We start from the raw sequence: 26,997 nt of genomic DNA, 5'->3' as shown, positions 1-26,997 counted from the left end.
CGAGGATGAAAGAAGTAACCATTGTCTGCGACGGATCAAGCCTCGGCAACGGGCGCGATAACCCGCGTGCCGCAGCCGTCGCGATAATCGGCTTCAAAGGCGTCTGGAAAGCATTCGGCGAGTATCTGGGGAATGCCACGAATCAACAGGCGGAGATAGCCGCTGCCGCGCTGGGCCTCGAACAGCTCAAAGAGCCGTGCCGCGTACGGCTTATGTCCGATTCGCGTTATGTGGTCGAAACGATGGGCGGCACTTGGAAGCGAAAGACAAATCACACTTGGTGGCAAAGGATCGATGGTGCGGCGCGGCGGCACAGCATCGAATGGATCTGGGTAAAAGGCCATGCCGGTCACGAGATACAGGAGATCGCCGACAAAACTGCCCGCAAACTGGCGGAGCTGGGCCGAAATGACCCATACTTGCTGTCCGAGGCCGTAACCTCGCTCGGTGTAACCGAACTATGACGTTTCAGAACGCCCACGCACTTCGACGGATCAGGGGCCGAACGGCCCTTTTTTGCCTGTACACGTTCATATTTGTTCTTATCGCATCGACGGCCGCATTTTCGCAACGGTCCGCACACGGCTGGGTCTGGCAGAACCCGTTGCCCCAGGGCAACACTCTTTACAGCATCCATTTTGCCCCTGACAAGCTCAACGGTTTTGCTGTCGGTGCCGATACCACGATACTTCATACAACTGACAGCGGCTTTCATTGGCGGCGACAGTATGCCGATATCGACACCGTATTGTCCGGAATTTGGTGCGTGGACAAGGACACCGCGTTCATCGTAGGCGTACGCGGCACAGTGCTTAAAACCGATAATGGCGGAAAGAGATGGCAGCAGGTCGAGATCGACACCCGCGATCACCTTTACGGAATTACCTTTGACCCGAGCGGAAAGACCGGATGGGTCGTCGGAACGTACGGAACCATCCTGAGAACGACAGACGGGGGAGCAAAATGGTCTGTTATCAGAAAGAACGGCGTCGAGCAGCTGCAAAGGGTTGCCGCATTCGATGAAAAGCACATTGCGGCGGTCGGCCTTCATGGTGCGATCGTTCGTTCGGACGACGGCGGCGAGTCTTGGCGAACCGACACGCTCTGTTCCGGCGTGCCAATGTCCGATGTCCGCTATTTGACGGAAGCAACGATCATCGCAGTCGGTAAATTCGGATGCGTAACAAGAAGCAGCGACGGCGGACAGAATTGGGCAACGACAGAAATCTTCAGCACTGTGGACCTGCTGTCGCTCGACTTCATCAACGCGAAAAAAGGAGCCATGAGCGATGCTTCGGGAGCGGTCTGGATCACGGCCGACGGCGGTTCTACATGGCTGCCTATCAGCGTCCGCACCGACCCGAAACTGTTTGGGCTGAGACTCGCTGACGGCATTACAGGCTGGGCCGTGGGCGAGAATGGACTCATCCTGCGGACGGACGATGGCAGCTTTTCCTGGCGCCGCCTCAGCGAAGGCGGCCGCGAGGATGTCAATGACATCGAAATGCTTGACGACGATATTGGAGTCGGCGTCGGCTCGAACGGCCGATCGTGGCTCACGAACAATGGCGGCCGCGACTGGACGGCTGTCTTTACGGACACGCAGGAGAACCTGAACGCACTCGCATTCTACGACGGTTTGAAAGGCTGGGCGGTCGGTGACAAAGGCACTATTCTCCGCACGATAAACGGCGGCGCCAGTTGGGGCAAATGTGCGTCGAACAGTACGGCCGACCTTTTTGGCGTCTTTTTCCTGAATGAACAAGACGGTATCGCCGTCGGTGCGGGCGGCGTTATTTTGCGAAGCACCACGGGCGGCGCATATTGGGAACCGGCAGCTTCGGGCACACAGTATTGGCTCGAAGGCGTCAGCTTTGTTAACGAGCACACGGGCTTTGCGATCGGCGACCGCGGAACGGTGCTCGCAAGCTCCGATGCCGGCCGGACGTGGAAAAAATTACCGCTTAATGTTACGGAAAACCTGAACGCGATCAGCTTTGCGGACGAACAGAATGGTTTTATCGTAGGCTCAAGCGGCATTATTTTGAAAACCGAGGACGGCGGAAGAACATGGAAGGATCAGGAGTCACCGGTTCGAAATAATCTCTTTGCAGTACGGGCGACGGGACGTGACAGTGCCGTCGCGGTAGGCGACCTCGGTACGATGCTCGTCAAGAGCGGCTCGAACGGCAAGTGGGAAATCCAGCCGACAGGCACCGGCAAATTGCTTCAAACTGTCGCTTTTCGCGGCGGTTCGCGGATCTGGCTTGGGGGCAAGGGCGGCTTGATATTGCGGCGAAGCGAACCGCTTTCGCCGAAGCTCTTTGACAGGCCGAAATCGCCGCCGCAGCTTACACGCGGCACACGCTCACGGCCGAAACCGCGGCAGCCGATCGTCGTTGTTGCCGATGACGGCGACATACCGCCTGCGGTCGAGCCTAAGCGGCCCGATCAATGATAACGGCGATCCATTCGCCGGCACGCTTTATCTTGGGGTCGGATATCCTATGCTGCCAAAGAGCTTCTCTGACAGCTGCTTCCTGTTCGCAAAGAATTCCGGAAAGGATCAGCTTGTTCTTTGAAACGCGAAGCAGATCGGGCAACAGCGGTGTTATCGCATCGAGCGTTACATTGGCGCAAACGAAGTCGTACTCCGCGGTCGAGCCGTCGATCGTACCTTCGACGAGATCGATCCATGAAACGCCATTGAGTTCCGCATTCTCCCGGGCCAACTGCACGGACTCTTCGTCGGTATCACATCCGCGGATCACTGCCGGCTCTGTGCCGTCTTTCTGCATTTTTGCGGCAGCGATCGACAATATCCCCGTACCAGTTCCTACATCAAGAAAAGATTCGCCCTCAGAATAATATTGATCGATAGCAGCAAGGCAAAGCTGTGTCGTCTCATGCGTACCCGTGCCGAAAGCCATTTTCGGCTCAATGCGAATGACGATCTTGCCGGGTTCATCGATCTCTTCCCACGGAGGTGCGATAACAAAACACCCGACGATGGCCGGTTTCCAATACTTCTTCCACTCGGCAAGCCAATCAGCCTGCTCGACCTTGCCGACAGCTATTGAGGTTACGGCATCCCGCTCGATATCGAAGGCTTCAAGAACGCATTGTAGAAAATAGCGGAACTCATCCGTCGCCGGCGACTCCGAAAAATACCCGACGACCGAAATGTCTGCGGTCTCACGCTTTGCCAGCTCGTCCGTCGAGATCCCGGCTGCACCGAATTCACCCAGTGCATGTTCGACGGCGTTCGCCGCCGTCGGATCGCAGACCACTTCGATCGAATACCACTCAGCCATATTTCCTGCGTGACGGCCAGCCCGATCCGAACGGCCTATTTCTTCTTTTGAAGCCCGAGTTCGTCCAACACGCGCTCGTTATTGCGCCAATCATCGACCACCTTTACGAACAGTTTCAGAAAGACCTGTCGGCCGATCAATTGCTCAATTTCATGCCGCGCGTGAGTGCCGATATCACGCAGGCGGGTTCCCTGCTTGCCGATGATGATCTTCTTTTGCGAGGGCCGTTCAACATAGATCGCACAGTAAATACGCGTCAGCGCAGGATCTGTCTCATCATAAAGCTCAGTGATAACAGCGGTTACATAAGGTATCTCATCGCCGGTGGTGAGCAGGATCTTTTCACGCACCATTTCCGCAGCGATGACACGCATCGGCTGGTCGGTCAGTTCGTCCGCCGAAAATAGCGGTTCACCTTCGGGCAAATGCTTGATGATCAGGCTGAGCAGCTCTTTTGCATCAACGTCGGCGCGGGCCGACAGCGGCATCACCTCGGCAAAGTCGAACTCGTCCGAATACGATGCTATCAAGGGCAGCAAACGGCCCTTGTCCGCAAGTTTGTCTATCTTATTCAGGGCCAAGATCGTCGGCTTTGCGGCCTGCTTGACGAGTTCGAGAACGAAGCGGTCGCCGTTGCCAGTTGAAACACTCGCATCACGCATCAGAACGAGCAGATCGACCGAGAGTATCGCGTCGTGAACAGCCGTCATCATCCGCTTATTGAGTTGGAAACCGGGCTTATGAACGCCCGGCGTATCGACAAAAACGGCTTGCGCCGAGGGCGTATTCACAATGCCGAGAATGCGTTGCCGCGTGGTCTGCGGCTTATTCGATACGGCTGCGATCTTTTCGCCGACAAGCTGATTAAGCAAGGTGGATTTGCCCGCATTCGGTCTGCCGATGAGTGCGACATAGCCGCTTCGATACTTTTGTTCCGCCATTATTGTGAGTTACGTCGGGACGCGTATTGCCGGTAGCCGCTCATTGTTTCCGCAGCAAGTTCTGCTTGCCCGCGAGCGCCTCTTTGAACGCACCGCCCGCCACATCGCCGAACTCGATCGCTTTGTCATACAGCTTGAGCGCATATTCGCGTTCATCCGCGAACTCGTAAATGCGCGCCAACGCAACAAATGTATGGGACAGAAGTGCCGTGTCGTTCGTCTTCGTGTTGAGCACGTTCGTATAGGCGGTTTTTGCCTCCAGCAGTTTTGCCGCCTGCTCATCCGGACTCTCTATTCGCTCGGCGGCAAGGCTCGCAACACGTCCGATATTGTAGTAGATGCGTGCCTCGCCGGGATATTGAGCGAGAAGCTGTTTCAACTGGCGGTTTGCAGCGTCATAGTCCTTTGCCGTGATGAGTTTATCGACAGCCAGCAGCCCCGTCGTTATTGGGCTTTCCGCTACAACAGCATTGCTTGCACGGCCTTTGCGTTCAGCGCGTGCCGCCAACGCCCTTTTGCGTGCTTCCGCATTTTGGGCAAGACGGTCACCTTCCTTTGCCGCGTTGAATGAGGCAATGAACTCACGTACGGACGATGCCACATCAAAGCCCGCATCTTCCATACCGCGGAGCGCGTCTGCAAAGTAGAACGAAAGAACCGCGCCGCGTTCGTAATCATCGGATAGTCGGGCGGCCGTCTCGTCACTAAGCTCACGGCGGAGAGTTTCGAGATCGGCCGTGATCTTCCGCCTCTCCTCATCGGTCTTTGCAAGCTCTAACTTCCTGCGGGCTTGATCTACCGCGATCGACGTCTTGTAATACTCATCCTGCCGTGCATCGGCTGCAGCGGTCAGCGAACGCGATATTGCAAGAAAGATGTCGGGCGAGATCGAAGGGTCTGCCTTTCGGCGCTCATCGAGCAGCGGCTTCACTGTGTCTTGGATCGCGACTACATCCTTTGAATTCTTCAATATGAGCGGATCGAATACAAATTGCAGAAAAGCACGCCTTACTTCAGAATGCTCGACATCCTTATCGGGCGGCACGATCACATAATAGTCATCGCGGGCGTTGATGAAGATGACATCGCCTGCGGGGGCGAACATCTCAGGTACAACATTGAAGTGCCGCTCATGGTCGCGTGTCTCGACCTTCTGGAGCATTTCCTTTTTGCTCTTGCCCTTTTGTGTCTGCGTAACGATCCTTTCGCGGTAGAAGAGTTCCGGCCGCGTGTGCAGGTAGTCCAACAGGTCGGCAACCATCTCACGGGTTGATGGCCGCAGCTCGGCATCAGAAGCTTTCAAATAAGCCCGCACATAGTCGTCGAGTTTCGCTGCGATTCCCGAGCGCCGATAGAATTCGCGAACGAGTGGCGCAAAATCTAGCACGTCAAGCAGATTTCCGGGCAGATTCGAGGTTACGACAGGTTCGGCAAGTTCCGGAGCCGGTGTCAGCACATACGCCATCGACGCAAATGCCGATATTATCTCCGCATCGGTCTGCTTTGAATGATTTCTCTTATAAAGCGTAACGAATGTCGATATCTTTGACCGAAGATCAGCAGGCAGCGATGCATACTCTTCTTCGATCTGCGAACGGAACTGCTCGCCGTTCTTCGACAGTTCAGTATCGATCACACGAATGCTTTTGCCCGAACTATCGGTCGTACGAGCCATATCAAGCGTCATCAGAACAACGATCAACCGCCGGTCCGGCTCGATCCTGACACCGTAATTCGCAAGGTCAAGCGGACCTTGGCCGTACGCTGCGAACGATAAGGCAAGTACGGCCGGCAAGACCGTCCGGCCGAGTAAACGTATAACTGATCTAGATATCACGTTCATATTGATGAATAACGTCCGCTGTCAGATGCACAGATAAAAACAGCAAAAGGTAAAGGATGCCGTCGATGGCCCTTTACCTCATGCACAGTTAATGATCAAAATGCCTTAGTTAAAGCTCTGAAGGGCCGCACCCTCTTCCTCGTAAACATCAAAGACCGTGAGGAGCTTCGTGATCGCCAGAAGGTCCTGGATCTTCTGTGTGAGGTTGAGCAATTTGAGCGTTCCTCCCTCTTTGTTGACGGCCGTAAAGCTGGAAACCAGCTCGCCGATACCGCTTGAATCAATGTAGCCGACGCCCGCGAGGTTAAGTAGCAGTTTATGCTTTCCTTCGCCAAGCACTCGGCGGATCGCTGTGCGAAGAGCCACGCTGCCCTCACCTATCGTTACCTTTCCGTTAAGATCGAGGATGGTTACATCGCCGGCCTGTCGTTCATTGATCGTTATATCTGACATTAGTGTCTCCTTGAAAAGAATAAATTTGGACGAAAGCAAATTTTAGTCAAAGGCGCTCAAAAAGTCCAAATTATGTGTCTGATTTATTTCCTTTTGACCATTTTGACCTCGGTGCCGCCGCCTTCGGCCTGCAGCCAGCGGATCTCATCCATAAATGAGTTCATAAAGAGGATGCCGCGGCCGTTCGCCTTAAGCAGGTTCTCAGGATCCCGCGGGTCAGGAATGCCGTCGATGTCAAAGCCTGCACCATGATCGCGAACGCTGATCTCAAAAGCGTCGTCATCGGCATCGAACCGCACCTCGACCGGGAGCGATTCATCGAATTTATTGCCGTGTTTTACCGCATTGGCGACGGACTCGCGCACAGCCAGGTCGAGTGCATAGCGAAATTCTTCATCAAAGCCGCAGCTCTTTGCGAACTCGTCCGCCGACCGTGCCGCTTCGTCAACAGATTCAAGACGGCTTCTTAGTTTGATCTCAAGGTTATTCGACACAGCAATCGATCTTTTGTAAATTAGCGAGTTTACGTATTCTGTGTCAAGGCTCTCGCTGCGATGCGTCCGCTCAGCCAATATGCTTATCAAACCAATACAACGACTTGAAGGGACGGTTACCATTCCGGGCGACAAGTCCGTCTCGCACCGAGCTGCCATCTTCAGCGCCATAGCTGACGGCGAATCGACGATCACTAACTTCCTTGTCTCCCAAGACTGCCTTTCAACACTTGAATGTCTGCGAGGCATGGGTGTTACCATCGAGCGCAGCGGTGAAACCGTCTCGATCGCGGGACGCGGGCTTCACGGTTTGCTTGCGCCGTCCGCACCCTTGGACTGCGGCAACAGCGGCACAACAGCCCGAACGCTCTCAGGCGTTCTTGCTGCACAAAGATTTGAAAGCATGCTTGTCGGCGACGGTTCGCTCTCACGCAGGCCGATGCGCCGCATCATCACGCCGCTGACCGAAATGGGTGCGGCGGTCGATAGTGCGGATGGCTGCCTGCCGCTTCGCTTTCGACCTGCTGAACGCTTGACGGGTATTTCGTACCACGCTCAGGTGGCGTCGGCACAAGTAAAGACCTGCATACTGCTCGCCGGACTTTATGCCGAAGGCGAGACATCCGTCACCGAGCCGATAGTTACCCGTGACCACACGGAGCGGATGTTCGAGTGGCTCGGTGCCGACATCTCTTCTGCGGACACTCCTGAAGGACGCAAGGTTATGATACGCGGCGGCAAAGCGATGACGGCTCGCGATATCAACGTTCCCGGCGACATCTCATCTGCCGCATTCCTGCTGGTCGCGGCGGGCTGTCTTGCAGGCTCGCATACGATCCTAAAGAACGTCGGCCTAAATCCGACACGCCGCTCACTTCTCGATATTCTGATCGAATGCGGCATTGACCTCCGGATCACTGATGAGGCGAGCCGATCCAACGAGCCGGCCGGCGATATCGAAGTGGTCGGCGGGCTTCGGCCAAGGGGTGAAACCGTGAAGATCGACAAGCACCGCATTGCCGGCGTCATAGACGAGCTGCCGATCCTTGCAATACTCGGCTCACGGCTGCGGGGCGGCCTTGAGGTGCGCGACGCGGCAGAACTCCGTGTGAAAGAGTGCGACCGCATCGCGGCCGTTGTTTCGAATTTAAGGGTGATCGGGGGCAAGATCGATGAGTTCGAGGATGGCTTTCGCGTGTATCCGTCGCGGCTGACGGGAGGCAATGCAACGACCTTCGGCGACCATCGTATAGCAATGGCGTTTGCCGTTGCGGGCTTGTTGTCGGACAATGGTGTCGAGATCGACGATCCTGCGTGTGCCGAAGTATCCTTCCCGAATTTCTTTGGCGTACTGGAAAGGGCGGCCTCTTGACCGATGGTGAGAAAGGATCTGAAAGTTGCAATTACCGGGTTCATGGGCGTCGGCAAATCGTCCGTGTCGCGGCATCTCGCGAACATCCTCCGTTGCAGGCGTGTTGACCTAGATCACGAACTCGAAGCCGCACAAGGCCGAACTATCGCCCAGATCATCGACACCGACGGCGAAGAAGCGTATCGCGATATCGAAACTGAAAATCTAAGGACGGTCGTCGGCCGAAATAATGCACGGATCTTGTCACTCGGCGGCGGCACCTGGACGCTGGAACGCAACCGCGCCGTGCTAAGGGATGCAGGGTTCACGAGCATTTGGCTTGAAGCGACATTCGAGCATTGCTGGCTCAACATCGCTTTTTCGCGAAAGGATCGTCCCCTCGCCCGCAATAAGGAAGCTGCGTTTCGGCTTTTTGAAGAGCGGCAAAAGGTTTACTGCCTCGCAGACTGGCACTTCCTGATACGGCCCGGCTTTACATCGTACGATGTTGCACGCCAAATCAAAGACGAGATCTTTTCATAAAAGTCGCTCGTTTTAGTTGCACTTCTTACAAAAATACATCAATAATAGTTCCACTAAATATTTGGAGCGTTTACGAGGCAACTCGCTTATGATCCGATCTTTAGGGCGCGTCGGTGCAAAGATGCGGACGCGGAGTCGGTTAGAATTTAATGATCAAGTATTTTTCGGAGGAAAAATGAAGATAAAATTTTTAGCAGTGTTTACTTTGGCTATCGCACTTATGGCGAGCGCCTGCGGTAAGAGCGACGCTGATCTGCAGAAGGCGGCGACTGAGAAGCTGACTGCCGACAAGATCACGGGCGTAACCGTAGCGGTCAAGGGCGGCGTGGCCACCCTTTCGGGTGAGGTTGCTGACGTTACCGTAAAGAGCAGGGCCGAAGCATCGGTCAAGTCCGTTGAGGGCATTAAGGACGTTACTAACAGCCTGACGACGAAGCCGCTTCCAGTCGCAACCCCGTCAGCTCCCGATCCGGCCCTTACAGGCAAGATCACCGAGGATCTGAAGAAGGCAGGTTGTACAACGGCAATGGTCGCGGTCAAGGACGGCAAGGTTACGGTAACCGGTGAGGTTCCTGCTGCCAAGTTTGCGACCTGCATACAGGTGATCCAGCAATCGGGCATCACGGGTATCGACACTACCCAGCTTAAGAAGGGCAATTGATCGAGGAGGTAACGATTATGTCAGCACAAGAAAAATATCAATCGCTTCTTGAACTCGCCAACCAGAACGGCACCACGTATGAGTTGAGCGAAGGAGACGGCGGAACTTTGATCGTCACGGGAACGGCTCCGAGCGCGGAGGCCAAGCAGCAGCTTTGGGATGAATATGCACGGATAGACCCTGATTTCCGTTCGAACGATCTGATCTTGAACATCAGCCTCGGCGATGCCGCAGGCGGCGGCCACACTTACACGGTCGTCTCGGGTGATAATCTGAGCAAGATCGCGGCCGGTTACGGCATCCAGTGGAAAGCCATTTGGGATGCGAACCGCGACATCCTCCAGCATCCGGATAAGATCTATCCGGGTCAGGAGCTTAAGATACCGGTTTAGTTCTTAGCTAATGTCGGCAATTGGAAGAGGCTGTCTGAAAAGGCGGCCTCTTTTTTGTGAATTGCCGCGCGGTTTACCGTATGGTCCGCATATCTGAATGAATTGCCGCGCGGTTTACCGTATGGTCCGGATATCTGAATGAATTGCCGCGCGGTTTACCGTATGGTCCGGATATCTGAATGAATTGCCGCGCGGTTTACCGCGTGGAAAAGGTGAATAAATAAGCTATCAGCCCGCTTTAGCGGGCTTTATCCGATCCGGCTCCAGCCAACTAGACAAAGGACGTTAAAACACTCTGCCGAATTCGCACCGCATCCTGAGCATGGGCTAAAGCCCTTGGCTACACACAAAGCCAAAAAAGCCATCAATTTTCCGTCACGCGGGAAGTGTTAACCGCAACGGCCGCGAAGATCGACAAGACAACGCTCGACATCTTCATAACACCGGTTTCTTGGCGGCGGGAGGCTTTTTTCTTAGACTTGCGGTTTAACGTTTGCTAAAGTTCAAGTAAATGGCCCTTGAGACAGATTTCATCGTCATCGGCAGCGGAGTTGCAGGGCTTCGCTCGGCGATCGAGTTAGCCTCGGCGGGTGCGAATGTAACCGTTCTTACAAAGGATAAAGCGAGCGAGTCGAACACCGAATACGCGCAAGGCGGTGTCGCGGTCGTGCTCTCCGATGACGACAATATCGCGCTGCATGAAGGCGATACACTCGTCGCCGGTGCGGGGCTTTGCGACCCGCAGGCGGTCGAGACGCTTGTTACCGAAGGCACGCGTTACATAACGCAGCTGATCGAGTGGGGCACTGAGTTCGATCGCGAAGGCGGCAGCCTGATCTTTACGCAAGAGGCGGCTCATTCGCGGCGGCGTATCCTTCACGCGCACGGCGATTCGACGGGCGCTGAATTCGTCCGCTCTCTGATCGCCCGTGCAGCCGCCGAGAAGAAGATCAACCTGACGCCTTTTGCGACGACCGAACGCCTGATCGTGCGTGATGGCCGCTGCATCGGTGTTACCTTCCTCGACCCGATACTACGCGCTCCGCGCGATGCGTTCGCAAAGGCCGTCATTCTCTGCACGGGCGGTGCCGGACAGCTTTATCAGCATACGACAAACCCCGCGGTCGCAACCGGAGACGGTATGGCGATGGCGTACTTCGCGGGCGCGGAGATGGGCGATATGGAGTTCATACAGTTTCACCCGACGGCGCTCAGCGTGGAAGGTGCCCCGCGTTTTCTGCTTTCAGAAGCGATGCGCGGCGAAGGCGGGATCCTACGGAACGAGTACGGCGAGCGCTTTATGGGCCGATATGATGAGCGCCTTGAACTTGCGCCCCGTGATATCGTCGCACGCTCGATAATCGCCGAGATGCGACGCACGGGAACGCGCAGTGTCCTGCTGGATATGACAGCTCTCGACGCCGGATTCCTTAAAGAACGTTTCCCGAAGATCTATAAGACCTGTCTGCAGTTCGGACTTGATATAACAAAAGATATGCTGCCCGTCTCGCCCGCCTCGCACTACACAATGGGCGGCATACGCACCGACCTTTGGGGCAGAAGCACGCTGAGCGGCCTCTATGCCGCCGGAGAAGTGTCGTGCACGGGCGTCCACGGAGCAAATCGCCTTGCATCAAATTCGCTGCTCGAAGGCCTCGTGTTCGGTGCAAGGGCGGGCACGGCCGCGGCAAAGGACAGCGAGCGGCTGTCCTCGTCGCACGCGGCGGCCGCAACGAACACCGGCGCGGCCGCAGAGATCGGCACTCATCTTTCCACTGCCGTCCGTAAACGCGTAAAACGGATAATGTGGGAACGCGTCGGGATCGTTCGCGACGGCAGCTCGCTAAAGCGTGCATTGGCCGAATTTGACCAAATTGCATCGGCCAGGCTGAGCACGGCTTCGCTGAACTTCGTTACGCTGGCCCGCCTTGTCGCAACCGCTGCCCTTTGGCGCGAAGAATCGCGCGGCGGCCACTTTCGCACCGACTTTCCCGAACAGAATGAGGCGTGGCGGAAACATTCCGTCCAACGCATCCGCGAACCGATAGCGGCGGCCGCGGCGATGGATTTTGACACCGCGTCAGCAGCCCAATAAAATCGACTGAAGTCCTTTTGAGAGTACTAAAATAATGCAGAATGCGGCTACTGTATTGAATTTGGCGGCGATGGTCTCGCACAACGCGAAGCTTACGCCGAACAATGAGGCGATCGTTGCCGGTAATATTCGCTTGACATACGGCGAACTTGACCGCCTTACGAACAAAGTTGCCAACCTATTGACCGAAATGGGGATCGGCCGCGGCGACAACGTCGCTCTGAATTGCCCGAACCTCCCTTATTTTCCGATAGTTTATTACGGCATTATCAAGGCCGGCGCCGCCGTCGTGCCGCTGTGCGTTCTTTTCAAACCGGATGAGATCGAATATCAGCTCCGCGACAGCGAGGCAAAGGCGGTTTTCGTATTCGAAGGCACAGAAGAGCTGCCGATGCTCGCCAACACCGCCGCCGCTTTTGATAAGGTCGATTCCTGCCGCGACCTGATCGTAATGACAAAAGATCCGACGGGAGCATCGCCGGACAGCCGCTTTCGCGCCTTGAACGGCTTGCTCGCTCCGATTAGCGACAAATTTGAGCTATACCCGACCAGCCCTTTCGACACTTGTGCGATCCTTTATACATCCGGCACCACAGGCCAGGCGAAGGGCGCCGAATTGACTCATCTGAATCTGTGGTCGAATGTGATCGCGACGTACGACATTCATTTGCCTGAACTCGACTTTACGGACGGCTTGCAGAAGACGGTTCTCGTAACATTGCCGCTCTTCCACACGACGGGACAGACCGTGCAGATGAATTCGAATATCTACGGCGGCAACCGCGTCGTTCTTCTGCCGCGTTTTGATGCCAAAACGACCCTCGACACAATGGCTGCCGAGAAAGTTACATTCTGGATAGGAGTTCCGACAATGTATTGGGCGCTGCTCCGGTATGTAAAGGCGAACGATCACGACATCTCAGCGATCAAGAAATATATGCGCATTTGCACGTCCGGCGGAGCACCAATGCCGGTTGACCTGCTCACGGAGTTTCAAGAGAGATTTGGCATACGCGTACTCGAAGGATACGGCCTTTCCGAAACGTCGCCCCTCGCGTGCTTTAATCACATTCAGCGTGCTTCCAAACCGGGCACGGTCGGCCAGGCGGTCTTCGGAGTTGATGTTAAATGCTTTGACGACGACGATAAAGAAGTGCCGCGCGGCGAACGCGGCGAGATCGTCATCCGCGGGCCGAATGTGATGAAAGGCTACTACAACCGTCCGCGAGAGACCGCCGAAGCATTCCGCAGCGGCTGGTTCCATACAGGCGATATCGGCATCATTGACGAAGAAGGCTACGTCTCGATCGTTGACCGCAAAAAGGATATGATCCTTCGCGGCGGATATAACGTCTATCCGCGGCAGATCGAAGAACTGCTGATAACGCATCCCGCCGTTTCGCTCTGCGCAGTGATCGGTATCCCGGACGAGCGGCTGGGCGAGGAGGTCAAAGCTTTTGTTGTTCTAAATAAAGGCTTTGAACTCACGGAAGTCGAACTTATCGAGTGGTGCAAGGAGCGCATTGCGGCGAATAAATACCCGCGCGTCATCGAATTTCGTGATGAATTGCCGATCGGTAATACCGGTAAGATCTTCAAACGCGCACTGAAAGAAGAGATAAAAGGATAGCAAGTGGCTCATTACTGTCGTCGTCGTTTCTTAACTCCTTTTGTAATAGCTGCGGCAACAGTTCTTCTGTTTGCCGCATGTTCACAGCCCGAGCCGAGCCGCTATTCGATCGTTACGGATCGCTCTTACGAGGCAACACTCTATCGTCAGAACTGCGCCGTTTGCCACGGCTCAGAGGGTTTGGGGGCAAAGCTTGACACCGGAATGGTCGTCCCGAACCTGCGCGAAGGGCCGCACCAATTCAACACCCGCGAGGAGATCTACGAACATATCACAAACGGCGGCCAAGGGATGATGCCGTTCCGAAACGTCTTGACGGACCGTGAACGCTACGCTCTGACCGATTTCATTATGAATAACCTCCGCAATGAGAAGAAATAGTCGGTGGCACGGCTCTGCTGAGGTGCTTTCGATATCTCTTTCGGGCGATGTGTGGTTAAATTGCTTCTATGAAGGTCTTGATCACCGGCTCAAGCGGCCTTATCGGCACACGGCTGCAGGCCGCACTCCGCAAAAAAGGCGACGACCTGCTGCTCGCGTCCCGATCGGATGCTGAAGGCAGCGAGCTGGCCAAGTGGTCGATCGAGGACGGTTTTGCCGAACCTGAACGGCTTGAAGGAATCGACGCTGTCGTTCATCTTGCGGGCGAAAGCATAAGCGGGCTTCGCTGGACGGACGAAAAGAAGAAAGCCATCCGCGACAGCCGAGTTATCGGCACACGGTCCCTCATTAACACCTTAGCAAAGCTGAAGCATCGCCCCAAGGTGCTCGTAGCGGCATCAGGAATCGGCTTTTACGGCGAACGCGGCGATGAAATAATGACCGAAGCGGACACGGCCGGACACGGTTTTTTGGCCGATGTCGGCCGCGAATGGGAAGCCGAATCACGGCGGGCCGAAGATGCAGGCATTCGAACGGTTCTGCTCCGTACCGGCGTTGTTCTCTCAAAGGACGGCGGAGCTCTGGGCACAATGCTTTTGCCTTTCAAACTCGGTCTCGGCGGTGTCATCGGCAGCGGTAAGCAGTGGATGAGTTGGATATCGATCGAGGATCACGTTCGCGTGATCGAGTTCGCGATGGAGAATGAAGCCCTTCGCGGCGCCGTCAATGCCGTCAGCCCGAATGCCGTTACAAATGCAGAATTCACACGCGTGATGGGCGAAGTGCTTTATCGGCCGACATTCATACCGCTGCCCGAATTCGCGGTTTCAATGATATTCGGCGAAATGGGCGACGAATTGCTGTTGACCAGCACAAGGGCCGCGCCCACACGCCTTATGGACAGCGGTTTCGAATTCCGTTTTCTTGAACTAAAGGCGGCGATCGAGCACGCTGTCAGTTGATACAAGCAATACAGGACGACTCGGCGCGGCATCAGCCTCGAACGGTGCGATCTGCAGGTTGAGCAGGTATTCACCGTCTGCGATCTCATTCGGAACAAAGATCAACTCGGTAATAGTCGAATCTATGCGAGCCTGCGCATCAACCTTGCGGCTGCCGGCCTTTACATTCCAAAAGATGCGATGCCCGGCAAGCTCTCCGCCGTCATCCATCCGGTCTATCGACGGCAGATCGACCAAGAGATGCCTAATGCCCCGATCAACAAGCATCTGTATCGCGTCGGCCGCAAAGTATGGCACGGCGGAATTCGTATCATAGAACCTTTCAAGCTTTGAAGCGTCGTTCGGCAGCGTTCGAATAACGATCGCCTCTGTTCCGTCACCTGATCCAGCGACAGATTTGATACGCTCTTCAAGAGTTCTGCGGCTGATCACAAGATCGCCGCCGGTGTTCGTTTCAGGTTCTACCGAAACCACGGCCGCGGCCAACAGCACATCCTCCAGGCATTCGCGCACAGATATCCTTTCGTCGGTAATGTGGCCGATACACTCGGTATGCGTGCCGTTGCAATGCGGCGTGACGGTGTAAGAGGCGTAGTTAACGCTTGAGCCGCTTCCGGTATCGCCAAGCACCTCAGCCGTCGCCCTCGACGCACCAAAGGCGTTCGGCTGCCGCCCCTCGAACACCAGCGGTATCGAGATATCAACCGCTGCCATATCTTTGATCGAATGTATTATTGCTTTCATTATTCGGAAACCATTGTAGTACCTATCGACGAGTTCTATAATAAAAGATGTAATACACGCGGAGGAATCCGAAATGGAACAGAGAATAGATGCTTATGCAAAACGCCCGGGCACGCTAAAGGCGATGTACGCGCTCGAGCACTACCTTCAATCTTCGGCGATCGAGGAGCAGCTCTTGCATTTGGTCAAGATGCGTGTCTCGCAGATAAACGGCTGTGCGTATTGTCTCGATATGCATTCGAAGGATCTTCGTTTTGGCGGCGAGACCGAGCAGCGGCTGTATTTGCTTGACGCTTGGCGCGAGGCTCCTTTCTACACGCCGCGTGAACGTGCGGCTCTCGAGTGGGCTGAGGCGGTAACGCTTGTAAGCAAAACGCACGTTCCCGACGAAGTTTACGAGATCGCCCGAAAGGAATTCAGCGAGGAAGAACTCGTCGATCTGACGCTTGCGATTGTTGCGATAAACGGTTGGAACCGCTTCTCCGTCGCGTTCCGCACGCCTGCGGGGACGTACGAACCGGGACAACATTCTACCGCAGCATAACGTATCATTTTACGATCAGCAGCAGGCCTTTGTTTTTTGGTACGGCGATCTTTTCGCCGACTGCGTACTGACGAGCAGCCTGGAAATTTTCTATCGCGGGTGCTTCGATAACGGCGGCTTTTGCATCGATGCCGAGCCGCTCCCAATCGATGTTCAGGTTGACCGATGTGTCGGATTCCGCCCAACTCGCGACCGCGATCATTGCCGCTCCTTTCTTTGAATAAACGGTCGCGAGCACGTTCGCATTGCTTGTCCGCACCGGACAATTCGGCGACCAATAGCCGATCATCGCCGTGCCTTGCATTCCAAAATCGTCCCACGCTTTCCATATCGGACGCGGATCGGCGTTGTCCGACCACGGCATTCGGTTCGTCATTCCATAGACCATTCCGCGCCACGGATTGCCGCCTTTTTCAAGCATTTCGCCCATCAGCCCGAACGGAATTCCCGAAACCTCGGTCATAAAAAAATCGGGCGAATTATTTTCGTAATCGAAATATTCGCCGAACCAAAGCCGATTCAAATACGGAAAATGTTCCATATAAAGCAACGCCGAATTGTTGAATCCGTCGCTTTTGTTGAACTGATTTGCCGAATGCAGATCTATTATTCCCGGATGTCCGTCCTTGGTCAGAACGCGTTTGATGCGCTTCATCGTCACGCGGTCGAACGCGACATCGTCCAGATAAATTCCGTCGATGCCGACGTTCTGCACGAGCCAATTCATTCCTTCGACATAATAATTATGCCAACGGCTCATACCGCTGTTGACGATCGCCGCGTCCTTTATTTCAGGCACGAACCACGCCGCAATGTAATCGTCGCCGACGTGTTCCTGAAGCCAAGGGAAACCGCCGCCTTTGCCGGGCGAATAGATCTCGTGTCCGAGGCTCCGCAATGCCGGAAGTTCGTACGCACGGTTCGAAAGTTCGCGGACGGTGTTGTAGATCTTGACCTTTAAGCCGTTCGCATGGGCTTCGTCGATGTACGCTTTCATCTTTGCGTGGGCGATGAACGGATAATTTATGTACGGATTTATCTCGGTCGCGTGATGAATATTGACGACGGTCGCTCCGGTTTTCTTGATCTCGTCGATCGGCGAATATTTGTGATAAAAACGGTTCGCCCATTGCCGATCGGTGTCGATCGCGTGAAACGGCGTGACGAGCATCGTGAAATTGTAATAAAGCACGTCGCCCTTTTTCATTTGTCGCGAACCGCTGTATGCCGTAACTGTTCGAATGCCGCCGTCGGTCGAAACCTCGATGCCGCCTTTGTTTTCATTTCCCCACGAAGCCGGAAGCAGCAGCGGTTTTTGCAAATAAAAATTCGTGTTCAGCGGCCTGACATATTTTTCATCGCGAAGCGAGAACTGCATTCCGCCGTTAACCGCACCGAGCCATGCGCCGTCCTGATTTTTTGTCGCAACGTCCCATTTCCATTGCAGTTCGTCCGGCGTTTTGCGTCCTTTTTCGCCAAGCCCGAGCATATATTCGGACGCATCTTTTGCGAGAGGAATTCGCATACGGATGTCGTTGAGGTCGATGTCTTCGTTCGCCGTGAGCTTTACCTCGTACGAAAGCGCACCGTCGAATTCGAGCGTGCCGCTGACGTCCATCGTGAGCTTTTTATCGCCGTTCGGAAGCGTGTTCGCGGCCGTCCATTTGACGGTGCCGGGCGAACGTTCCGTGATCCGCAACGGCGATGCCAACTTTGCGAAAACGCTATTGTCTGAACCTTCGATCTCGATCACCACGGGTGCGACGAGTATATTCTTTGGCGTCGTGCTGATCGAAGTCATTTCGGGCGTGAAGAAAGTCTCGATCTTTGCGGGAAAACCGTCCGGGCCGAGCGTGATCTTTCGGCCGAGAATGCTTAGTTCATCGCCGTTCACGATGATCGGCGTGTAAGGAGCGATGACCGTATTTTCCTGTGCGAGCGTCGAATTCAGCCATTTCAACCGCGTTTGTTTTGCTGGTTCGTTAAAGCCCGAATTTTCGGCGATCGTATTTGAAACGTCTATCGAAAGCGAAACGCTTTGCGGCTGCATACCTTCCGGGGAGATGACGGCCTTTCCTGTGTATTTGCCCGGTCTTGCATCGACCGGAACATCAACCCCGCACCAGATCGCCTGCACCGATCCGGCACCGACATCGACGTTTTTCGTAAAATGTTCGCCGCGGTAATCGACTCCATCGGTATTGATGCACGTCATATTTGCGGACGTAATAGCACTGCCGCCGCTCTTGAGATCGTCAAATGTAACGCGAACGTTGCTGAGATCTTCTATCGCAAAAACTCCGAGCTGGAACACATAAAATTCGCCGCGTCTCGCCTTTCCCGCAAACGAATCTTTGTCGCCGCCGTTCACCCAACGCGACGGCAGATGATCGGTCATACGGATCGGGAACATACGGTCTTCGGGAAAAACGACGAACGATTTTCCGGCATTTCGTTTTAGTATCGCGTCGGTTTCGGCACGGGTCGCGATAACCTCCATAGGATAGAACGAATTGAACGCATCGACGGATTGTATCTCCGTCACGCTCGCTTTTTTTGCGATATTTTTTGCGGACACCGCCCACGCGGCATTGGCGGTTTCGGCGAACGGCGGATAAAAATCTTTCGGATAATTCGGGCTTCCCGCCTTTTTATACGGCAGGTAATATATGTAATAAACACCCGCACCGGCTGCCGGTTCGAAATAGACATCGCCGAATTCGTTATTGATATCGCCGCGAATGATATTGGTTATCACGGTGCCGTCGGCGGACGTGACGATAATATTTTTCGCTGCCGGATCGTTATCGCGGCGGCGCCATTCGATATGCGCCAATGCCGCACGGGCCGACGCGTCGTTCACCGAAACGACCGCTCGGATGTCACCGAATGCATCTGAATTCCAAGGCGTATCGGCGACCGTGAATCGCGTTTGCGGCAGAACTGAAGCCGCAATGAGCAGCAGCAGAATTATTGTCAGGTTCGTTTTCAGCATTTCGTGTCTATTTTAGCTTTCTTATTTCGTTGATCACGCTTTCGATATCGAGTTCGGCAACGTTTTTTATCGGACGGCATATATTCATCAGCAGTTCGTCTTGAGCATTTCCGAGTCGCTTTGCCTCGGAATACGGAAGATCTTCGCGAAACGTGACCATTGAATATTTTGAGAAATAATCTGGAAAAGTTTGTTCGAGCAGCGTTTCGAGTTCGCGTTTGCGCTGAAAGACCGGGTCGGCGACGGCATCGCGCATCTCGTAAAAATTTTCGACAGCCACGTCCTGGATCGCGTCGGCATTCGGTTTTCGCGTAGCTGAGTATTCTTCAAAGATCTTTTGCCAGTCGATATGGCCGCCCGCTGATGCAGGCGGTTCTGACAGTTGAGAATCGACCAGCTCCGCCAGGACACGCACATCCTCGAACGCGCAGTTCATTCCCTGCCCATAGAACGGCACCATCGCGTGGGCCGCATCGCCGATCAGCAGGAGCTTTCCACCGATGTTCCAAGGCGAACACCGCAGCGTGCCGAGGCTGCCGGTCGGATTCGCAAAGAAATCTTCAACAAGCGTTGGCATTAGCGGAACGGCGGACGGAAATTCTCTTTCGAAGAACCTTTGCACTGACCGTCCGTCAACGAGCCGATCAAAGGCGGTATCACCATTCTCCGCAGCATTTCCATTCGCGAGGAACAATGTGCAGGTAAAGCTGCCGTCAAAGTTAGGCAACGCGATCATCATAAATTGATGCCGCGGCCAAATATGCAGAGCGTTCATGTTCAGGGCAGAACCGGAAGCTCGCCTCCTGCCTGAGGAGGGGTGGCCGCAGGCCGGGGTGGTGGGAGGAGCGACCGGGTTCTTGTCCGCTCGATCAGATGCAACCCCGGGCGGTATATGCAGTTCCTTATAGCCGTGTTCGAGAAAGTCCGACGACGAACGAAAATTCGAAACCCTTTTCGCCATTGCCTGCCGTACAGCCGAGCCTGCGCCGTCTGCAGCTATGATCGTCCGTGAAGTGATCGTTCCGCCCGAAGCAAATGTCGCCATGCCTCTATCGGGATCGACATCTGTGCAGCGCTCATTAAAATGAAATTCAACCTGATCATATTTTTCCGCTTCATTGATGAGAGCGATATTGAGGCCGGAGCGCGATATCGAGTTGATGTATTCACCATCACGACCGCTGTAAGGCTGCATTTTCGCTTCGCCCGAGACCGGATGCACCATCCGGCCGCGCATCGGAACCGCTTCACGGAGCATATACTCGTCCATTCCGATACGACTCAGAGCAAGAAGGCCGCGGTCGGAGAGTGCCATATTTATTGAACGGCCTCGTTCCACCTTTTCTGTGCGCATATCGCCGCGAGCCTCAAAGACATCGACCGATATTCCGCGTTTTGCGAGATAAATAGCGAGTAGCGATCCGGCCGGGCCGGCACCGATGATCGTAACTTCTGACATAGATCTTTTCACCACATAGGAACATAGCGCACATTGGAAGTTCAGACCTTAATTGATAATTGGCAATTGTCTGATCGTAAAATGGGAGACTTTTTACCAATTTACGCCCAACGAACCGCAATTCGGAGGATTTCTCTATGTGTCCTATGTTCCTGTGTGGTTCATTCGCCGATACATTTTTTCAGTATTGCAGCGAACCTACTGACATCCTCGAAAGTATTATACAGCGGCACGGGCGCGACACGGATCACATCCGGTTCGCGCCAATCTGCAATGACACCGCGTTTCGAGATCGCGTCGAATAACGTTTTGTCTGCGTTGCGTACGCGTATCGAAAGCTGACATCCGCGTTGCGCGGCGTCGGACGGCGTAATGACCTCGATGCGATCCGTTTCAATTTCCGACAAGAGGCCTTCTAAAAAGCCGGTAAGCTTTACTGACTTTTCACGGAGTGCGGGCATGGTTGCCTCATCAAAGATCTCAAGCGAAGCACGCAATGCGGCCAACTGAAATATCGGCGGATTAGAAAGCTGCCAGCCTTCGGCACCTTCGATGGGAGCGAACTTCGGCCCCATCAGGAATCTCGTTGCCTTGTCATGTCCCCACCAGCCTGCGAACCGCGGCAGATCGAAACTCTGTGCGTGACGTTCGTGTACAAAAACGCCGGCAATGCCGCCGGGCCCCGCATTCAGGTACTTATACGAACACCACGCAGCAAGATCGACGCCCCATTCGTGGAGTTTCAGTTCGAGATTCCCCGCCGCATGCGCGAGATCGAATCCGACGATGCATCCCTTTCGATGACCGGCCTCTGTGATCGCTTCTACATCAAAAGCTTGCCCGGTGTAGTAATTGACGCCGCCGAGCAGGATGAGAGCAACGCTGTCGCCTTCGCACTCGATGGTCTCAATGATATCTTCTGTTCGCAAAGTTGATTCACCCTCACGCGGAGCGAGTTCGATCAAGTCAGAACCGCCTGCGTTAGCGGGCGGCCGGTTCGCTGACAATTCGACTGGCTTGGCAGACTGACCGCCCGCTAACGCAGGCGGTTCTGACCGGTGCCACGCGATCTGCGAGGCGACCGCATAGCGATCCGACGGGAACGCCCCTTTTTCTATCATGATCCTGCGCCTTGCCGGAGAAGGACGATAGAACGACACCATCAGAAGATGGAGATTCACGGTGAGCGAATTCATCGCGACGACCTCGATCGGCTTTGCCCCGACAACGCGCGCCATCGCTTCGGTGACGAATTCGTGATACGGCAGCCACGGATGCCGAGCGTGCGTGTGGCCGTCAACGCCGAGTCGCGCCCAATCGTCAAGCTCTTGCTCGATGTATTCACGCGTCCGCTTCGGCTGCAAGCCCAACGAGTTGCCCGTGAGATAGATCACATCATCGCCGTTCGCCTGTTTCGGTATAAAAAATCGCTCGCGAAACGCTCGCAGCGGATCGTGTTCGTCAAGTTCTATGTGATCGTCAAAACTCATTATTCGGACCTTGCCGCAAAGTCTCGAAGCCGCTAAGCCACGCCTTTGCACTATTTATGCAATTTTATCGAATTATGATCCGCACTATTCAAAAAAACTTCTGTTAATTCGTTATGCGGCCGCACCGATGCTTATCGCCAACGCGGCCTCATCAACACTGCTAACGCAGCCAATCTTCACCCGTGAACGCATCAAACCGTTCTTATATTCTCGACACCTGTTGAAAGCATCCCTTAGAATGGTACCACTGGAAAGTGGAGTTTTCGGCCTGACGGTAGGATCGTGTAACCCTGCTCAAAGTTGAGATCACTCAAAGCTCTCCTTTTCGAGATCCAGCCAGTTCAAAGCGGAGCCGTTCAGGAGCATTTCGATTATCTCTTCGTCGTAAGACATTGATTCGATGAGCTTTCCGGGTTCAAGCTCGCCGAGCGGGAACGGATAATCGGTGCCCAGCATCACACGTTCGGCACCTGCAATGTTGATCAGGTATTCGAGAGCGGCACCATCGTGAACAAGCGAATCGAAGTACATTCGGTTGAGGTATTTTCGCGGGCTGTGGTCGTTATCGACCGCACAAAGGTCGGGCCGAACATTGAATCCGTGCTCGATCCTGCCGATCGTCGCCGGAAACGAACCGCCGCCGTGAGCAAAGCAAATACGCAATTGCGGCAGACGCTCCAGAACGCCGGAAAATATGAGTGAGCATATTGCACGCGAAGTTTCCGCCGGCATACCGACAAGCCACGGCAGCCAAAATTTCTGCATATCTTCCTCGCCCATCATGTCCCACGGATGCACAAAAACGGCCATTCCAAGCTCTTGACACGCGGCAAACACGTCAAAGAACTGCGGCTCGCTGAGGTTGAGCTGATTGACGTTCGTCCCGATCTCGACACCGACAAGCCCTATCGAACGGCACCGTTCGAGTTCCTTTACGGCGAGTTCGGGCGCCTGCATCGGCAGCGTACCGAGGCCGACGAAGCGTTTCGGGTGCCGCAGGATATGCTCGGCGATATCATCATTCAGAAATTTTGCAACCTTGGCTCCGTCCTTTGGCTCCGCCCAATATGAGAACATCACCGGAACGGTTGACAGCACTTGAACATCGACGCCGGCGGCATCGCATTCCTCGATACGTCGCTCGGGCGACCAGCAATTCGCTTCGACATCACGGAACTGCTTGCCGTCATCACGCATCATCCGCGCACAGCATGCCTTGTGATGATCCAGCGTGATAAAGCCGCCGTAGCCGAATCGCTCTTTCCATCCGGGAATATTTCGAGGCAGTATGTGTGTATGGACGTCGATCGTAAACATTTGATGATTTTGGCATTTATCGGCCGGTGCGAAAAGCTGTCAAAGCCGGCCGTTGCCGTTTCTGAGTATAAAATTGATTTACAAAAGTTTACATTCGGCGCCCGACAGACGCCCCCTTATTCATAGCCACACAGGCCGAACGGCGTTAATATCAACTGTAACGTTCAGATCTTAGCAGGAGGAGTATTTTGTATGCGGGCAATCTTTTTTCGTTTCGCCGTATCGGCGATAGCATTTACCGGCTTGGCTCTTGGCATCTACGGGCAGCCGGGACCGCGTCCCGATCCGGCACTTATCGCGAAACGCAACGCGATCGAGGCCGAGCTGAATTCGGTCGCTGTCGTTGACCGGAAGGTGATGGTAACGATGCGTGACGGCAAGCGAATGGCCGCCGACATCTATCGTCCGAAGGATTCGTCGAAGACCTATCCGATCATATTTTCGAGAACGCCGTACAACTTCAATTTCTGGGACGTGCGTCTCGGTGCTCCGCGTGATATGACGACGATCCTTGATGCCGTCAAACGCGGCTATGCTTACGTCGTGATGAATGAACGCGGACACTTTTTTTCCGAAGGCAATTACGACATTCTTGGTGCTCCGATCTCAGACGGCGAGGACGCGATCCGTTGGCTCACGACTCAAAAGTGGTCGAACGGTAAACTCGGTACGATCGGCTGCTCTTCGACCGCCGAATGGCAGATGGCGGTTGCCGCACAGAATGTTCCCGGATTCACGACCTTCATTCCGCAGGGCTTCGGCGCGGGCATCGGGCGTGTCGGGCCGTACTATGAACAAGGTAATTGGTATCGCGGCGGTGCGGTTCAAATGCTCTTTATTGCATGGCTCTACGGCGAACAGAATCAGGTGCGGCCGATGTTCCCGGCAAATACCTCGCAAGAAGATCTGATACGTGTTTCAAAGTCCTTCGACCTCGGACAGCAGCTTCCGCCTGTCGATTGGTCAAAAGCTCTGCGTCATCTGCCCGAAATGGATATCCTCAAAGCGGTTGACGGGCCTCACGGCATTTTTGCGGACAAGATGCCGAACACGACCGGCGGAGCGATGATACAACGTAAGCCGAACGATCCCGCGTGGTACAAGGGCGGCCTTTTCCACGACAATATGAAGATAAATATGCCGGGATTTTGGTTCATGTCGTGGTACGACGTCTCGGTCGGCCCGAACCTCGCAGCCTACAACCACGTTCGCCGAACGGCAAGCCCCGACATTGCCGACAAGCAGTATGCCGTGATCGCACCGACACTGCACTGCTCCTACACGCGGGCGACCGAGAATACCATTGTCGGCGAACGCAGCGTTGGCGACGCGCGCCTCGATTACAGCAAGATGACGTATGATTGGTTCGACTATTTCTTGAAAGGCGAGAAGAACGACGTCCTGAAGATGCCGAAAGTGCAGTACTACACAATGGGCAGCAACAAATGGCAAACAGCGGATGAATGGCCGCCGAAAGGCGCGCAGCCATTGACCTTCTACCTTGCAAGTGACGGTTCAGCGAACACTCTAAAGGGCGACGGGAAACTCGTTTCGACACCGCCTGACGCCGATAAGCCTGATTCGTTCACATACGACCCGATGGATCCCGTGCCTTCGTACGGCGGCAACGTCTGCTGCACGGGCAACGCTGTAGTGGGCGGGTCTTTCGATCAAAGCCGGATGGAGGAGCGCAAGGACATCCTCGTTTATTCGACCGAGCCGCTCAAAGAAGGCTTTGAGCTTAGCGGCCCGATCGAGGTAACGCTCTATGTATCTTCTGACGCAAAGGACACTGACTTCACGGTCAAGCTCATCGATGTTGACGAGAACGGAAAAGCGTGGAACTTGGATGAGACGATCCAACGTATGCGCTATCGGAACGGATACACCGCACCGCTCGCGTGGATGGAACCGAACAAGGTTTACAAGATGGCATTCCAACCGATGACGACCAGCAACTATTTCGCTGCCGGCCATCGCCTGCGGATCGAGATCTCCTCGAGCAACTTCCCGCGTTTTGACCGAAATATGAACACCGGCGGCAATAACTACGACGAGGTCAAAGGCGTCGTCGCACGCAACTCCGTCCATCACTCGAAACAGTTCCCGGCATCGGTTACGATCTCAGTGGTGAAGCACAAATAGCAAAAAGGGCGGACCCAAGCGGTCTGCCCTTTTCTTTTCCGCTCGTCGATGAACGGCGAAATTCACACCGATTCTAATTTTGCCTTTAGGCGTTTGAGAGCTTTCTTATCTTTCAAGAGCTTCTCGATCGGGTCGGCGGTTTTGGCGTTCATCTTTTCGCGGAGAGTTCTATTTATCAGCGTTTGATAGCCAACGTGCGAACGTTCCGCCTCCGATTTGAAATGTTCGATCACATCCGGATCGAGCATTATGGTTATGCGGTTCTTATTGGCCTTTACGACCTTGTCGATGAATGCAGGACGAGTGATCCGCCTTAAGCCTCGTTTTGACGCCTCTTCAGAAGTGGGCAGGTATTCGTAATCTTTATCTTTTGTTGCTTTCATACTCTTTAGTTGCCCATTTTTCGGCCTTCCATGCGGTTATCAACCTTATCGCGGCACCGTCGTAATTGAAAGTGACGTAAACAAGTCCGTAATGCGCAGAAACGCCGATAAGATTGAATCTGACTTCTTCGTCACTCGAATGAGCCTCATCCTCAAAATAAACTCCAAAAGGATCATCAAATGCATCCGCGATCAACGCAAGGTCAACACCGTTGTTCTTGATCACTTCTTGGCGCTTCGCCTCATCCCAAGCAAACATAGATTATATTTATATTATATGTATATCAATGAATATTAACTCGCGACCGGCGGCGGCTCCATTACAGCAAAGCAGTTCTTGCACGTGCGGAAATTTTGGTCGCCGTAGAATTTTTTGAAGACGCCCTGGAATTGGGTCGTGATGTCGGTGAGTTGAAAGTATTCTTCGTAGAGTTTTTCGTTGCAGTTTTCGCAGAACCATAGCAGGCCGTCGAGTTCGCCCTCGCGGCGCTTGCGTTCGATGACGAGGCCGACGGTGTTCTCGCCGCGGATCGGATTGTGCGGGATGCGCGGCGGCAAAAGGAACATCTCGCCCTCGCGGATCGGCACCTCGACCGCCTTGCCGCCCTCCTGAACGAGTACCTTTATATCGCCCTCGATCTGATAAAAAAGCTCCTCGCCCTCGTCCCAATGGTAGTCTTTTCGCGAATTCGGCCCGCCGACAACCATCACGATAAAATCAGCGGAATCATAAATACACTGGTTCCCGACCGGCGGCTTCAGCAAATGCCTGTGCTCATCGATCCACTGTTTGAAATTAAAAGGGCGTCGGATCATATGCTAAGAATGTTACTCGCGAAACTCACGAAATGCACGGAAGA

25 protein-coding genes are annotated in these 26,997 nt (G+C 54.4%); 12 read left to right on the top strand and 13 right to left on the bottom strand.

Going from position 1 to position 26,997, the window contains the following annotated elements; all coding sequences use genetic code 11:
- The first annotated feature begins 5 nt into the window (after positions 1-5).
- The gene (locus HS105_04035; GenBank protein ID MBE7515769.1) at positions 6-464 is read left to right on the top strand and encodes a ribonuclease HI; all 459 of its coding nucleotides are present in this window, start codon (positions 6-8) and stop codon (positions 462-464) included.
- Positions 461-2,458, top strand: a complete 1,998-nt coding sequence (locus HS105_04030; GenBank protein ID MBE7515768.1) for a hypothetical protein — start codon at positions 461-463, stop codon at positions 2,456-2,458. Before HS105_04035 ends, HS105_04030 begins: the two co-directional genes overlap by 4 nt.
- Here the strand turns inward: HS105_04030 and HS105_04025 are convergent.
- The 5 genes from HS105_04025 to HS105_04005 form a co-directional block, all read right to left on the bottom strand.
- Positions 2,439-3,314 carry a 50S ribosomal protein L11 methyltransferase gene (locus HS105_04025; protein ID MBE7515767.1) on the bottom strand — a complete coding sequence of 292 codons (876 nt, stop codon included), beginning with the start codon at positions 3,312-3,314 and terminating at the stop codon, positions 2,439-2,441. The genes HS105_04030 and HS105_04025 overlap by 20 nt on opposite strands.
- Before the next feature lie 35 nt (positions 3,315-3,349).
- Positions 3,350-4,255 (bottom strand): GTPase Era, encoded by a 906-nt coding sequence (era, locus tag HS105_04020; protein ID MBE7515766.1) that lies wholly within the window; start codon positions 4,253-4,255, stop codon positions 3,350-3,352.
- A gap of 40 nt (positions 4,256-4,295) precedes the next feature.
- Positions 4,296-6,098, bottom strand: coding sequence for a hypothetical protein (locus HS105_04015; protein MBE7515765.1), 1,803 nt, complete (start codon positions 6,096-6,098; stop codon positions 4,296-4,298).
- 105 nt (positions 6,099-6,203) lie between these two features.
- On the bottom strand, positions 6,204-6,551 hold the full coding sequence (locus HS105_04010; protein ID MBE7515764.1) for an STAS domain-containing protein: 348 nt from the start codon (positions 6,549-6,551) through the stop codon (positions 6,204-6,206).
- Positions 6,552-6,634: 83 nt separating this feature from the next.
- The gene (locus HS105_04005; GenBank protein ID MBE7515763.1) at positions 6,635-7,045 is read right to left on the bottom strand and encodes an ATP-binding protein; all 411 of its coding nucleotides are present in this window, start codon (positions 7,043-7,045) and stop codon (positions 6,635-6,637) included.
- A 79-nt stretch (positions 7,046-7,124) separates the two neighbouring features.
- On the opposite strand from HS105_04005, the gene aroA reads away from it, so the two are divergent.
- The 8 genes from aroA (at position 7,125) to HS105_03965 (ending at position 15,060) form a co-directional block, all read left to right on the top strand.
- Entirely contained in the window at positions 7,125-8,417 is a 1,293-nt protein-coding gene (aroA, locus tag HS105_04000) for a 3-phosphoshikimate 1-carboxyvinyltransferase (protein ID MBE7515762.1), read from the top strand.
- Positions 8,418-8,420: 3 nt separating this feature from the next.
- The gene (locus HS105_03995; GenBank protein ID MBE7515761.1) at positions 8,421-8,939 is read left to right on the top strand and encodes a shikimate kinase; all 519 of its coding nucleotides are present in this window, start codon (positions 8,421-8,423) and stop codon (positions 8,937-8,939) included.
- A gap of 175 nt (positions 8,940-9,114) precedes the next feature.
- Positions 9,115-9,600 carry a BON domain-containing protein gene (locus HS105_03990; GenBank protein MBE7515760.1) on the top strand — a complete coding sequence of 162 codons (486 nt, stop codon included), beginning with the start codon at positions 9,115-9,117 and terminating at the stop codon, positions 9,598-9,600.
- Between the two features lie 17 nt (positions 9,601-9,617).
- A complete protein-coding gene (locus HS105_03985; protein ID MBE7515759.1) occupies positions 9,618-9,992 on the top strand; it encodes a LysM peptidoglycan-binding domain-containing protein in 375 nt (124 codons plus the stop codon).
- Positions 9,993-10,503: 511 nt separating this feature from the next.
- Entirely contained in the window at positions 10,504-12,087 is a 1,584-nt protein-coding gene (gene nadB, locus HS105_03980; GenBank protein ID MBE7515758.1) for an L-aspartate oxidase, read from the top strand.
- A 34-nt stretch (positions 12,088-12,121) separates the two neighbouring features.
- Positions 12,122-13,717, top strand: coding sequence for a long-chain fatty acid--CoA ligase (locus HS105_03975; GenBank protein MBE7515757.1), 1,596 nt, complete (start codon positions 12,122-12,124; stop codon positions 13,715-13,717).
- A 3-nt stretch (positions 13,718-13,720) separates the two neighbouring features.
- Complete coding sequence (locus tag HS105_03970) at positions 13,721-14,098, top strand: cytochrome c (protein ID MBE7515756.1); 378 nt, start codon at positions 13,721-13,723, stop codon at positions 14,096-14,098.
- 68 nt (positions 14,099-14,166) lie between these two features.
- The gene (locus HS105_03965) at positions 14,167-15,060 is read left to right on the top strand and encodes a TIGR01777 family protein (GenBank protein MBE7515755.1); all 894 of its coding nucleotides are present in this window, start codon (positions 14,167-14,169) and stop codon (positions 15,058-15,060) included.
- Here HS105_03965 and HS105_03960 read toward each other — a convergent pair.
- Positions 15,028-15,804, bottom strand: a complete 777-nt coding sequence (locus HS105_03960; protein MBE7515754.1) for a cyclase family protein — start codon at positions 15,802-15,804, stop codon at positions 15,028-15,030. The two genes, HS105_03965 and HS105_03960, sit on opposite strands and share 33 nt — an antisense overlap.
- Before the next feature lie 73 nt (positions 15,805-15,877).
- On the opposite strand from HS105_03960, the gene HS105_03955 reads away from it, so the two are divergent.
- Positions 15,878-16,348, top strand: a complete 471-nt coding sequence (locus tag HS105_03955; GenBank protein MBE7515753.1) for a carboxymuconolactone decarboxylase family protein — start codon at positions 15,878-15,880, stop codon at positions 16,346-16,348.
- A 4-nt stretch (positions 16,349-16,352) separates the two neighbouring features.
- On the opposite strand, the gene HS105_03950 is transcribed toward HS105_03955, so the two are convergent.
- The 4 genes from HS105_03950 to HS105_03935 form a co-directional block, all read right to left on the bottom strand.
- A complete protein-coding gene (locus HS105_03950; protein MBE7515752.1) occupies positions 16,353-19,310 on the bottom strand; it encodes a hypothetical protein in 2,958 nt (985 codons plus the stop codon).
- A gap of 40 nt (positions 19,311-19,350) precedes the next feature.
- Positions 19,351-20,802 carry an FAD-dependent monooxygenase gene (locus HS105_03945; GenBank protein MBE7515751.1) on the bottom strand — a complete coding sequence of 484 codons (1,452 nt, stop codon included), beginning with the start codon at positions 20,800-20,802 and terminating at the stop codon, positions 19,351-19,353.
- 161 nt (positions 20,803-20,963) lie between these two features.
- On the bottom strand, positions 20,964-22,292 hold the full coding sequence (gene kynU, locus HS105_03940; GenBank protein ID MBE7515750.1) for a kynureninase: 1,329 nt from the start codon (positions 22,290-22,292) through the stop codon (positions 20,964-20,966).
- Positions 22,293-22,598: 306 nt separating this feature from the next.
- Complete coding sequence (locus HS105_03935; GenBank protein MBE7515749.1) at positions 22,599-23,609, bottom strand: amidohydrolase; 1,011 nt, start codon at positions 23,607-23,609, stop codon at positions 22,599-22,601.
- Positions 23,610-23,801: 192 nt separating this feature from the next.
- On the opposite strand from HS105_03935, the gene HS105_03930 reads away from it, so the two are divergent.
- Complete coding sequence (locus HS105_03930; protein ID MBE7515748.1) at positions 23,802-25,754, top strand: CocE/NonD family hydrolase; 1,953 nt, start codon at positions 23,802-23,804, stop codon at positions 25,752-25,754.
- 62 nt (positions 25,755-25,816) lie between these two features.
- Here the strand turns inward: HS105_03930 and HS105_03925 are convergent, their stop codons facing one another.
- The 3 genes from HS105_03925 to HS105_03915 are packed head-to-tail and all read right to left on the bottom strand — an operon-like array spanning position 25,817 to position 26,953.
- Positions 25,817-26,137, bottom strand: a complete 321-nt coding sequence (locus HS105_03925) for a BrnA antitoxin family protein (protein MBE7515747.1) — start codon at positions 26,135-26,137, stop codon at positions 25,817-25,819.
- Complete coding sequence (locus HS105_03920) at positions 26,118-26,396, bottom strand: BrnT family toxin (GenBank protein ID MBE7515746.1); 279 nt, start codon at positions 26,394-26,396, stop codon at positions 26,118-26,120. Before HS105_03920 ends, HS105_03925 begins: the two co-directional genes overlap by 20 nt.
- Before the next feature lie 35 nt (positions 26,397-26,431).
- Positions 26,432-26,953 (bottom strand): 3-hydroxyanthranilate 3,4-dioxygenase, encoded by a 522-nt coding sequence (locus HS105_03915; GenBank protein MBE7515745.1) that lies wholly within the window; start codon positions 26,951-26,953, stop codon positions 26,432-26,434.
- Positions 26,954-26,997 lie beyond the last annotated feature (44 nt).

The sequence above is a fragment of the Chloracidobacterium sp. genome (assembly GCA_015075585.1).
Classification (GTDB): Bacteria; Acidobacteriota; Blastocatellia; order Pyrinomonadales; family Pyrinomonadaceae; genus OLB17.
This window is presented reverse-complemented; position numbering and strand designations above follow the sequence as displayed.